The sequence below is a fragment of the Vreelandella songnenensis genome, from assembly GCF_003002925.1.
Lineage (GTDB): Bacteria > Pseudomonadota > Gammaproteobacteria > Pseudomonadales > Halomonadaceae > Vreelandella > Vreelandella songnenensis.
On record NZ_PVTK01000006.1, the window covers coordinates 174,842 to 187,043 of the forward strand.

Genomic DNA, 12,202 nt, shown 5'->3' on the forward strand with positions numbered 1-12,202 from the left:
GTTTTACGTTTTAAATTGATATTTTTTACATGAAAAACTGGACAAATAGCTAAAGAATCGGGACTAACGGCCGTTAATTATAATAACGGCGATAAAAGCGCCGCTGAGTCGGCCACAAGGCCCATTGAATCTTTGGAGCTCTATCATGTCCGTTATCAATACCAATATTACCTCCATGATCGGCCAGAATAACCTGAGCAAGTCTCAGGGCATGCTGGCTCAGGCTCAGGAGCGTCTCTCCTCCGGTTTGCGCATTAACAGCGCCAAGGACGACGCCGCGGGGCAAGCCATCGCTAACAAGATGACTGCCCAGATCAAGGGTATGGATCAAGCGAGCCGTAACGCCAGTGATGGTATTTCTCTGGTGCAGACCATGGAAGGCGGTCTTGATCAGATCAACGACAACCTGCAGCGTATCCGTGAGCTGGCGGTACAGGGCGCTAACGATACCAACACCGCTGATGACCGCGCAGCCATCAAGACTGAAATTAATGAGCGTCTGGCAGAAATTGATCGTGTCGCTGGTAGTAACAACTTCAACGGCACTAGTCTGCTGAACGTAGACAGCGGCAGTACTACCGGCGCGCTGAAAATCCAGGTGGGTGCCAACACCGATAGTGAAGATGTCATCAGCGTTTCACGGATTAATGCAACTACTAGCGGTCTGGGCCTCGTAACCGGTTCCAGTGGTGCTCTCACCGCCGCTTCCGGCGCGACCACCTTGACCGGCACGGGGGCTTCTGGCGCGGTAACGCACAGCGATTTCCAGAACCTCATTGATGCGGTCGATGCTTCTACCAAAACACTTGATACCAATCGCGCAACGTTGGGTGCTACGCTTAACCGTTTCGATTCCGTGATTGATAACCTGGCGACAACGAAAACCAATCTTTCCGAAGCACGCTCGCGCATTGAAGATGCCGATTACGCAGTGGAAGTGTCTAACATGACCCGTGCCAACATTCTTCAGCAGGCGGGTACTTCCATGTTGGCACAGGCCAACCAGACGCCACAGTCTGTGCTGTCGCTGCTGGGTTAATACCCTGACAGTAGTATTTAAAATATAACGACGGGGCCAATAGGCCCCGTTTTTTTGTATTTGTACCTGCTTGGCCCTGGGTAGCTCACCTTAGTTATTTGATAACTAGATAAAATAATTGGCGTAGGCAGTGAATGGCATGATCGAGAGAATATCTACTTAAATACTGCTGCATTCACGCCTTTGCACAGAGCACTAGCATAGTAGGATAGGTAAATTACCCTCTATCCGTGTGAGCCCGCTTCATGGTCAAGTCCTCCTCTGTACCTGCGAATCAAAAACGCAAGCCTCGCCTATTATGGGCTAATCCTTTCTGCTTACTGGATACCTCCAGTGGGGCCAGCATGACCGTTCGCCAGATGCTATTGCAGCTGGTAGCCAATGGCTATGAGGTTCAGGTACTAGGCGCGACCGTGTTTGATAACCCCAAGGGCATGGGCAAGCTAAAAGAGCAGTACCCGAATCTGAGCGCTCATCAACACGAAATGATCGAAGCGGTAGATGGACCATTAACGCATAACCTGGTGGTGAGCTACAGCTATAACCGTAATCACTTCACAACCCATGAAGAAGGGCTATGGTACGGTCAATATCTCTACGTGCTGGACTCCTTTAAACCAGATATCGTCTGGTTCTACGGCGGTCAGACGCTTGATATGCTGATTGCTGACGAGGCCCGTGATCGAGGGATCCCAGTCGCCTTCTACCTGGCCAACGGACACTATAAAGCGCCTCGCTGGTGCCGCGATGTCGACCTTATTCTTACTGACAGCCAAGCTACAGCGGATATGTACCGCAAGACAATAGGCTTCGCGGCTAAACCCGTCGGCAAGTTTATTGCTCCTGAAAACTTCATTGCGGAGCATCACGAGCGTAAGCGTGTACTGTTCGTGAACCCGAGCTGGCAAAAGGGCGCTAGCGTATTTATACAGCTGGCAGAAAGGTTAGGGCAAAAAAGACCTGACATCGAACTTGAAGTGGTAGAGGCTCGTGCCGACTGGCCAGCCGTACTGCGAGAAACCATGCGAAGCATGGGGCAGCAGCGAAGCTCTTTAAGCAACGTTACCTTAACGGCCAATACCAGCGACATGCGCGCCCCTTATAGTCGTGCTCGAGTATTGGTTGCCCCTAGCTTGTGGTGGGAAAGCTCAGGACGAGTACTGGCCGAGGCAATGCTCAATGGAATCCCGGCGCTTATTACCAATCGTGGTGGCATGCCCGAAATGATCGGCAACGCGGGTATTGCGTTTGATTTTCCGGATGCCTGCTATGAAGAGCCCTATCAACATTTGCTTAGCGACGAAGAGCTGCAACCACTAGTGGATGCAGTGATCCGCTTTTATGACGACGAAACGCTTTACCAGGAGTATGTTGCTCGTGCCAGGCAGGTCGGTAAAGAGAAGCATCATATTGCTCGTGCCACGGAGCGTCTGCTTTCTGCTTTATCACCTTTAGCGCAGCTGCGCGCGGGTAATAAAGAGTTCGCCATTACCCAGAAAAAGCGTCACCGTCAGCGCTTAAGCGGCCGGGCAACCAAGCCAGACTTCAAAGTCGATAACTCGCTTCAGCAGTTGATTAGCCATCAATCAGTGAATCAACCAGGTCAGGTGCCACAAGCCAATAAGCTATGGCTTACCGATGACTTTACTTGGCAAATCAAAGGCAAGATTGTGGTGCTCGATAATCGAGCAAGCCTGATCAAAAGTGGCCTGGCAGAGCAGATGGTAGCAACAGAGGCATTTGGAATCGTTGTTTTTGACCCTGCCAGCGAAATCAAGGAGGCCAAACAGTACGAAGGCAGCGACACTATCCAGTTGTTTCAGCATGCCCTGCTAGGCGATGGAAACGCGGCCACGCTGCATGCCTGTGTGGCTCCTGAGATGACCAGTACGCTAGCGCCGTTACCGGCTGAGAAGCTGCCCAAACGCCATCACTTAGGTACACAAGCGTTGGCTGAACTGCCTATCAGTACCATCGCTCTGGATAGCATTAATGGCCTGGACAGCCTTGATTGGCTAATTCTTGATGAGTTAAGTGATGCCATGACGATATTGGAGCATGGTAAAAAGTCGCTTACCGATACGTTAGTGATCCAAGCCCGTATCCCCTTCCAGCTTACCCATAAAAAACAGCCTAGCCTTGCCGAGTTGCAACATTGGGCCAGCCGTAACGGCTTCCGTTTTTACCGCATGCACAACATTCAGCACTACAGCCATTTACCGGAAAATCTGAATGCCGTGTCGCCCTGCGCTACGGAACAAGAAAGTGCAGATGTACTATTTTTGCCCAGTCATGAGCGCACGTCAGAACTAAGTGATAAAAACAAGACAAGGCTTGCCTTTATCATGAGTACCTGTTTTGGTGCCCATGATATTGCGTTTGAGTTGATGGCCGATGTTAGCCAGGAAAAAGCATTAGAGTTTCTTGAAGCACAGAAGCTTTTGCCGAAGGTTTCCGTGCCAAAGTCTCAGGTACCACTACCAGCAGGCCCTCCGATCCCGCAGGATGAGCACGTTAAGGGTGAGCCAGTCGTCAGTGTCATCTGTGCTACTTATAATCATGCAAATTATATAGAAGATGCTATTAATGGCATCATTGCGCAGAAGACTGACTTTCCTTTTGAATTGATTATCCATGACGATGCATCCACGGATGGAACACAGGAAATAATTAAACATTACGCTGAGAAATATCCTGAACTTATACGACCAATTTTTCAGGAAGTAAATCAGTATTCAAAAAACAAAAAGCCTATGGATATTTGTTTGCCATTGACAAAAGGTAAATATGTCGCTATCTGTGAGGGAGATGATTACTGGACAGACCCTAATAAGCTCAAAGTTCAATTTGAATACATGGAAAAAAACGCTGAATGCGTGATTACTCATCACAATGCGTTTGTTTTTAAAGATAAAGAGATTGTTAGGGATTCTAAACTTCCTGAGCATATGATTAAAAGTTTTTCAAGAAATGAGTTGCTTCGGAATAATTGTTTTGTATTGACACTCTCGATGATGTTTAGAAAGGTTTTCAATAAGTTTCCTAAAGAGAAAGGAACCGTTGTCAATGGCGATAATTTTCTTATCTCTATGTTAGGGCTCTACGGTGAAAGTGTGTTTATAAAGGACATTAAGCCAGCAGCGTATAGACTTCATGCTGATTCAACATGGTCTAGCAGAAGTGAAAATCAAAAAAGAACTATTTTAGGTAATAGTTTTTACTGGATTGGTAAATATCATGAAAGAAAATCTAGAAAAGAGCTTTCAGACTACTATTTTAAAGAATCTCGAAACTTCTTGAAAGAGAACGACAAGTAAAGTGGTTCCCCCCAGCTCTGCTGGGGGGATGCTTAACTAAGAGCGCTACTGTGCTTGGACTCTAAAATAAACAATGGACGATTGAGGAATTCGCCTAGGCTATCTTTTCTATCAAGATTTTCATTATTAGCATCACAATAGACAATTTTGTTGTTGATTTTTTCAGGAATACCAATTTTAATAATATTCCAGTTGTTTTGCGTTCCTTTAACTAGATAGTCTATCATTTCTCGCTTTTGTCCGTTTTCAAATAACCCCATATCACGATCACCTTTCCAATTGAATCCAAGTTGGAAAGCACAAAAGTGGGTAATGCTGGCAATAGAATTTAGTTGATCGATGATTTTAGATTTCACTGTTGAGATGCTTTTTTCAACACCATAGTCGTCACCTAAATGGTGTAAAACATTCAATAACAGCACTATATCGAAATGTTTTTCATCATCTTCAGAGTTTTCAAAGTTAAAATATTTTGAGGTTATACGTATTTTTTCATTCCATTCTAATGCTTTAGAAGCTGCCTGAACGAATTCCACATGTGTTTTGTTACCTTCCACATAGTTTGCGCTTCGGGCTCCTTCTGCTATTGATTGAAATGTAAAGTAACCTGTATTCCCGCCAATATCCATTATTTTCTTATCTTTAAAGTCAAGAATACGCTTTATATAGTCAAAGCGTTCGCTTTCAAAGCGAGATTTAGTAGTAATTGATTTCTCGCTGATAAGATGTTTTAAACAGTCAGGTAAAGTCTGATAGTTTGAGTGCTTGCTAGTCTTTTGATATAGTGCTTTGAGCGTTTCTTTTTCAGTTCCATAATTAATCGCCATAGCCTAGTTCCTCCTCGAATATTTTGTAAGTATCTGTACGGTTATAAACATCGTTTTTTTTCCATTCAGTATGGTTTTTTTTCATATCTGAAGGGGAGTGGATAACGATACCCAATCCCTCTTTTTTAGCTAGTGAAATGCCTCCTTGCCAATAATAAGCCGTTAATAAGTCAGTTGAACCGGGTGCTGGTTCCTCTTTCAATACGCCGTAGTCGTAAAGAAGAAGCTCAAAAAAATTGATATTGTTATCTACAAATAATTGTGATGGACCCCAAAAACGCGGATTAGCTTCGATCATGTAATATTCGTTTTTATTTATATCCTCTATTATTTCTACCATGATAAGTCCATGAAAACCAATTTTACAAAAAAGGGTTTCATATTGGGTAGAAATAGGATCATCATGAATTTTCGAAGGAATTGCAGCTACGATAGATTTTCCTTCTGCTTGCTGAGCTATATTTTTTTGTGAAAATTTATAAGATCGACCATTCCTTGAAAAATAATAAAGTAAGTAGTAACTTTGACCTATTACCAGCTCTTGGTAGTAGAATGAGTTTTGGTAGTGGTCAGTTTTAAATTTTCTAAGATCATCTTTATTATAGATGAGAATCGGTTTTAAGGCTTTTCCATCATCGCTTAAATATTTAATAGGTTTTGCTGCTATAGGTAAAGATGCATTGTCAAATTTGAAGTATTCTTTAGGTGTTTTTATATTATTTGATTGACATAGTTTAGAAAAACTCTTTTTGTCTGATACCTCTGTATACAAATCATGATTTACTAAAGGTATTTCAATAGAGTTTAGATTGTAGAAAGACCTGTTCTCAAGGAAGTGGCGGTTAAGAGCCTCTGTTGAAGGCGCTACTAAAAATTTTGAGTGCGCAGTTTGCATTTTTATTTTTTCTATACACGAGATGATGTCATTTTTTTCAAGGGACTCTTCAGTGCGTACTGCTTTAACTTGATTTTTGTACGAAGTCTTGAAGATAGGGTCATCATGAGATTTAGCAATAATAGAGGGTATTACGCCGCACTGCTTAAGAGTCCGGAGAAACGATATAACAGCACGTTGATTATAACCGCTGAAAATAATAATATGCATTCTATCTGTTATCCAATAACTTTATTGATAATAAAAGCTTTTGTTTTAATTTATATATATTGAAAAATTATTCTTTTTCATCAAATAATAACAAGTGTTTAACTATTTCATGAAGAGTGCATTCAGGAAGATTCGAATAAATAGGTAAGCAGACAATTCGAGACGCTATACCGTCAGATATAGTGGTCTTTTTGTTATTTTTAAGTACAAGCGGAATGTTGCTCAGGGATGGATAAAAATATCTACGAACAGTAATTTTCATAGCCTGGAAGTATTTAACTAGCTTTATTGTACTTTCTTCGGTATTTAATACTAGCGGAATGTAGGCATTGTTCTGAGTAGCATAATTATTCCATACTTGGTGCTGATAGTGATTGGATAGTTGCTGTCGATAAAAATCAGCAACTTTATTTCTTGCATAAATGTTATTATCGATCTCATCTAATACGCTTAGGCCAATTGCCGCATGTAACTCACTCAGCTTGGCATTGATGCCTAGTTCTTCAATAGTTTCGGGACCAGTGATGCCAAAGTTAATCATCTTTTTCGCACGTTCTAAATCTTCCTTTCGCTTGAAGATAATAGCTCCACCTTCACCTGTATGAAACAGTTTAGTGGCATGAAAACTGAGTGTAGCGGCATCCCCATAGCGGAGTATGCTTTTTCCTCGATACTTAACGCCAAAAGCATGCGAAGCATCATACACTACTTTGAGATCATGCCGTTGTGCGATAAAATCAATTGCCTCTATATCGCAAGCGTTGCCAAATACATGAACAGGCACGATAGCCTTAGTACGAGAAGTGATTTCCTGTTCAATTAGAGAAGGGTCTAAACACCAAGTAGTTTCATCAATATCCGAAAAAACAGGATCTATTCCCTCCCATTTAAGAGAGCTTGCGGTGGCAACAAAAGTAAACGGTGTAGTAATTGCTTCTGTTTTATTACTTGTCCCACTAATACCAAGAGCGCGATAAGCAATCTGTAAGGCCAAGGTACCATTTGCTACTAACAACAGGTTTTCTACTTCTAAATACTCTTCAAGCCGGCGTGTTAGTTCTTGCACCAGCTGGCCGTTATTAGTCAGCCAAGCGCGATCATAGATGCCATCGATATAGCTATTCAACTTTTCACGACTAGGTAAATAAGGTTTGGCTACTGGGATCATAAAACACCTATAATCAAAGTTATTAATAGGATTGCTGCTGAAAGTAAATCATATTAGCCCTGCTCATCATTTCTAGAAAATATTAAATAGCGTCGAGTAATAACTATTTAAAAATAGAGCCACATATTTATTGTTTTTGAATATTCTGCTAAATATCAATTTATCCATAATGTAAAATTGATGATAATATATTTTTCATATAGTCAAATAGAATTTTTCTTTGAAATATGTATTGGGCTCTGAATAATCGTATATGCTTGATTAAAGGTTTTATAGTAGATGATGTTGTTTTTATTATTTTAAAGCAGTTCATAAAAATAGGTTTTATTAATATTTGAGTGTTTGTAGCTTCACGATGATTGGTATTATCATTCCGATGTATGGTTAGTGTAAGATTTTGGATTGAAAAAAATCAGCATATTTTTAATATTTTGTCATTATTTTACTGAATCAAAGGGTTGAAAAGGGCTGCTGGATTGGCCTATGAAGACCGTTTAAATCTCTCATCCGAAAATTGCTTTGGCTTGACGGTTCTGTCTAAGTAGAGTGGACGGTCGTTGGCTTTTTTCAGGCAGGATCTTGCGATGGGTCTTTCGCCCAGCGCTCATCAGAAACTTGTTGATTTAGTTGGCTGTCACGAATCTGTACCGTCAAACCTTCATTAATAAAGGCAGCCGTTGGCTGCCTGTTCATTGAACTTTTTTTAACGCGTTGGCTGGAGAACGCTGCTTTAATACCCCTGATGCGCCAACGCCAGCGAATTCTCTTCCTCGGTAACCTTGAAGCGCCCCACCATATCCGCCATATCCCCCGCCTGATCATCCAGCGAGCGGCTTGCGGTGGCTACTTGCTCCACCAGCGCGGCGTTTTGCTGGGTTACTTCTTCCAGTTGGGTCAGGGCCTGGTTGATCTGTTCGATGCCGGATGACTGCTCGCTGGTGGCAGCTGATATCTCTGCGACCAGCGAGGCCGTATGCTGGGCGCGTTCGGCGATAGTTTTTAGCGATGTGCTGGTGGACGCTACAAGGTTTTCGCCTTCCTGGATACTTTCAACGTTGTGGTTGATCAGTTTTCGAATCTGTTTGGCTTCTTCGGCACTGCGGCTAGCCAGGTTACGTACTTCAGAGGCGACCACCGCAAACCCTCGTCCTTGCTCACCGGCGCGCGCCGCTTCTACGGAGGCATTCAAGGCCAGAATATTAGTTTGAAAGGCAATACCATCGATGGCTTCCACTATCGCGGTGACTTTCTGGTTGGCTTGATGGATTTTCTCCATTGCCATGCGTGCCTGTTCCGCAATTTCATTGGCCTCATTGGCTTGATGGGCCATGTCCTGTGTAGAGCGACGCGCCTGCTGGGCAGTATCTGCACTCTGTTTCACGGTTGCGGTAATCTGCTCCATGCTGGACGCCGTTTCCACTAGTGAGGCGGACTGCTCTTCGGTGCGCTGCGCCAGGTCCGCATTGCCTTTGGCGATCTCCTTGCTGGCGACTTCAACGGACTCCGCGCCCTGTTTGATACTGGCCACTAACGCTTCTGTTTCAATGGTTGATTTATTGAATGCCTGGTACAGCTGGGAAAGTTCGTCGCTTCCTGGAACGGCCAGGCGCTGGGTCAGGTCGCCACCGCGTGTCTGGATATTCGTCAGCGCAGCCTGCAAGGGACGCACGATGCTGCGCACGATCAGGATGGCAAGCAGAATCGCAATCCCCGCGGCGGCTAACGAAAGCGCCAGATAATACACTAGGCCGCTGACCGCTCGATTACGCAGGTCCTGGGCGGTTTTGATCAAGTCACTTGATGCTTTCCGCCCAATCTCGCCTAGCTGATCTATCAGGCGGGTCTGCTGTTCGAACCATTGTTGATGATCAGCCCCGAAGTTTCCGGCAATGCCTCGCTCCACTGCAATACCACGCATGGCCGCCAGGTTCCTTGCAAGGTCACTGGACAAGACTTCTGCCAGCTCGCCCTGGATCTCCTGGTTGGCGAGATTGTTGAAACTGCTGGTATAGGCATTGGCGCGGCCTGTAAGCGAAAGAAGATTGGTGTACATGGTGGCGGAGAGGGCGTCTGTACTAAAGGCGGTAGTCAACAAGGCGCGTTCTATACCAGCAAGTTCTTTTATATTCTGCAGGTTGTAATAGGCGTTCAACTGCCTGACGATCTCCCCGTTTTCTACGCTGAAGGTCAACCTGCTGACGATGTTGATCAAGAGGTTATTGATGCTGGTGTAGTAGGTGCTGGACTGCTCGCCCACTATTTCCTGGCGATCAGCGCGCTGGCGAAGGCTGGTCACGTCTTTCAAAAGCTGCTTGGCCTGCTCTACCTGCGCCTGTACGCCAGCATCCTGTTCAGTAAAGCTCAGGCTGTGGGTATAGGTGTTGAAGGCATTGACCCGCTCATCCGTCTGCCTGCGCTGTTCGGGCAGTTCAGTACGAAAATTCTGGCCATTGCTGCCCAGAAAGGCGGCGGTCATGCCGCGCTCGCGCTGCAGCTCGTGAACCAGGTCGCCGGCATATTGGCTCAGAACCGTCATTTCCTGAAGGTGGCTCATTTCCGAGACAAGCGCCTTGCGCTCTAAAATACCTGATACCGCCAACCACGCCATGGCTATCAACGGCAAAGCTAAAACCAGAACGAACTTACGTCCTATGGAAATACGGTGTAGTGCCTGCAGCATTATGTTTTCTCACAGTAGAAGAGTGATTCATGACGTTTGAGGGAGTAGGGGCAGTAAACAGAACAATGGCGAGCACTGGCGTGCCTTATTCTTATCGACTGGTAATATTTTGACTAAAGTCTCATTTGAATTATTTAGAATAAAAAGTGATCAGGATCATTTATTTAAGAGAAAATTATAGTGAGCTCATGTTACAGAATAGCTAGCGGTATTCTTGGCAATGTTTAATTAAATTTAAATAACTCTCTTCCACTAATTGCTAAGCTGACTGAAATTGCTTTTTGCTTCAGCTTATTGATACTGCTTGCTTGATCAAAATGGCGGAAAATAAGCAATGAATCCACACACGCTGGCACTTAGCCTGACCATCGCCGCTGGCTGGCTAAGCTTTAATACTCTGATAATTGTTGGCTACTTCTACTTTTGCAAGAAAGAAGCGTTGGGCTTGGCCGCCAGTTCGTCTGGTGCCGGGTTGACCCTGGATCAAACAAGCCCCAGTAAACTGGGTGGCGCTTCGCCTACCGTGGCTGATGAGTCTTCTGCTGAAAACGCTTTACCTGAAGCGAAACCAGAAGTAGCTCTTGATGGTGCGGCTCTGGCGACATCCGACCTTACGCCAATCGCCTCTTACTGTCTGTTTGTGGTCTTTAATCAACCGGATATAGCGCTTAACCAAAAGATTCAGGCCCTGATGAATACCTGGGAAGCAAGTTACGATGCTTCTCTACAGGTGTATCTGATAGCGGGCGTTACTCCGCAAAACCCGGTGCGCGTAGCCAATGCCTACCCGCCGGGCGTCATGCCCTCGGCCGAAGCCTTTCTGGATGAAGCGAGCGTATTGAGCGGGGTAAGCCTGATTGTCGAGAAGCTCAAGCGCAAGCGCGGGTTTGATAAGGTGCAACTGGGCAAGCTGATCACGCTGGGCGAGGAATTTGCTGCCTTGGGTGGCGATATACTCGATGCCGAGCGAAAGCCCGCTTCATCCAAAACGTTCAAGAATATTACCGGTTAGCCAGCCGGCGCCTTATGGCCCTGGCTCACGCCATCGCGGTTCAGCGTCTACACTTTCCTTCAGGAACATTGACGCTGCACGCTTGAGGTTGATGCTGTTTTTAATAACCATGATGCATAAAAACTATTTTTAATATTCTTTTATGTGTTTATGATGCGCTTGTAGCTGACACGCATTCAGGCATGAGTGACAGCGGTTAACCGTCGAACACGGCAGGCCAAGCTTGCCCACGAGGATATCAGCAGATGACACGTACACGCCGAATCACACCCCGTCGATTGACCCAGCTGGCCGCGGCGCTCACGCTGAGCGTGGCAAGTGGCTTAGCCACCGTTCAAGCCCAGGCGGATACGCTCAAGGTGGGCATGTCCGGGGGCTATTTTCCGTTTACATTTGTCGAGCGCGACGAGCTGAAAGGTTTCGAAGTGGATGTGCTCAACGCGGTAGGCGAGATCACCGGTGACGATGTCGAGTTCGTGACCGCGAGCTTCTCGGGCCTTGCCGGCATGCTGGATTCCGGGCGCATTGATACCATTGCCAACCAGATCACTATCACCCCAGAGCGTGAGGCCAAATACGTGTTTACCGCGCCCTATGTGTATGACGGTGCACAGGTTGTTGTCCGCGCCGGTAATGACACCATTAACGGCGTGGAAGATCTTTCTGGCAAAACCGTTGCCGTCAACCTGGGCTCCAACTACGAGCAGCTGCTGCGTGAACTGCCCAATGCCGATGAGATCGATATCCGCACTTACGAGTCCAACGTGGAGCAGGATGTGGCGATCGGGCGGATCAACGCCTTTATCATGGACCGGGTAAGTGCCACCCAAGTCATCAAGGAGCGCGGTCTGCCGTTGGAGCTTGCCGGTCAGCCGTTTACGGTCATTGAAAACGCTCTGCCGTTCCGCAATGACGATGCGGGTAACGCCCAGCGTGACCGGGTGAATGAGGCGCTTGCCGAGCTGCGCGAGAACGGTACGCTGCGCGAGATTTCTGAAAAATGGTTTGATTCAGATATCACGCAGCAGCCGGAATAAGCGCTACGCTGTAACGT

The 12,202-nt window shown here is 45.7% G+C and carries 8 protein-coding genes; 4 read left to right on the top strand and 4 right to left on the bottom strand.

What is annotated here, in order from left to right:
* Positions 1-145 precede the first annotated feature (145 nt).
* Positions 146-1,039, top strand: a complete 894-nt coding sequence (locus tag B0H98_RS11600) for a flagellin N-terminal helical domain-containing protein (RefSeq protein WP_106375219.1) — start codon at positions 146-148, stop codon at positions 1,037-1,039.
* Between the two features lie 344 nt (positions 1,040-1,383).
* Positions 1,384-4,356: a glycosyltransferase gene (locus B0H98_RS11605; RefSeq protein ID WP_208623611.1), complete on the top strand. Its 2,973-nt coding sequence runs from the start codon at positions 1,384-1,386 to the stop codon at positions 4,354-4,356.
* Between the two features lie 32 nt (positions 4,357-4,388).
* On the opposite strand, the gene B0H98_RS11610 is transcribed toward B0H98_RS11605, so the two are convergent.
* The 4 genes from B0H98_RS11610 to B0H98_RS11625 all read right to left on the bottom strand — a co-directional run bounded on the left by B0H98_RS11610 (position 4,389) and on the right by B0H98_RS11625 (position 10,136).
* A complete protein-coding gene (locus B0H98_RS11610) occupies positions 4,389-5,183 on the bottom strand; it encodes a DUF1698 domain-containing protein (RefSeq protein WP_106375221.1) in 795 nt (264 codons plus the stop codon).
* Positions 5,173-6,288 carry an ATP-grasp domain-containing protein gene (locus B0H98_RS16985; RefSeq protein WP_146130252.1) on the bottom strand — a complete coding sequence of 372 codons (1,116 nt, stop codon included), beginning with the start codon at positions 6,286-6,288 and terminating at the stop codon, positions 5,173-5,175. The genes B0H98_RS11610 and B0H98_RS16985 overlap by 11 nt, the downstream gene beginning before the upstream one ends.
* A gap of 67 nt (positions 6,289-6,355) precedes the next feature.
* Positions 6,356-7,456: a DegT/DnrJ/EryC1/StrS family aminotransferase gene (locus tag B0H98_RS11620; RefSeq protein WP_106375223.1), complete on the bottom strand. Its 1,101-nt coding sequence runs from the start codon at positions 7,454-7,456 to the stop codon at positions 6,356-6,358.
* A gap of 730 nt (positions 7,457-8,186) precedes the next feature.
* Positions 8,187-10,136 carry a methyl-accepting chemotaxis protein gene (locus B0H98_RS11625; RefSeq protein WP_106375224.1) on the bottom strand — a complete coding sequence of 650 codons (1,950 nt, stop codon included), beginning with the start codon at positions 10,134-10,136 and terminating at the stop codon, positions 8,187-8,189.
* Positions 10,137-10,470: 334 nt separating this feature from the next.
* Between B0H98_RS11625 and B0H98_RS11630 the strand changes: the two genes are divergently transcribed.
* Together B0H98_RS11630 and B0H98_RS11635 are read left to right on the top strand one after the other, a co-directional pair.
* A complete protein-coding gene (locus B0H98_RS11630; RefSeq protein ID WP_106375225.1) occupies positions 10,471-11,148 on the top strand; it encodes a hypothetical protein in 678 nt (225 codons plus the stop codon).
* A gap of 245 nt (positions 11,149-11,393) precedes the next feature.
* Positions 11,394-12,185: an amino acid ABC transporter substrate-binding protein gene (locus tag B0H98_RS11635; RefSeq protein ID WP_106375226.1), complete on the top strand. Its 792-nt coding sequence runs from the start codon at positions 11,394-11,396 to the stop codon at positions 12,183-12,185.
* The last annotated feature ends 17 nt before the right edge of the window (positions 12,186-12,202 follow it).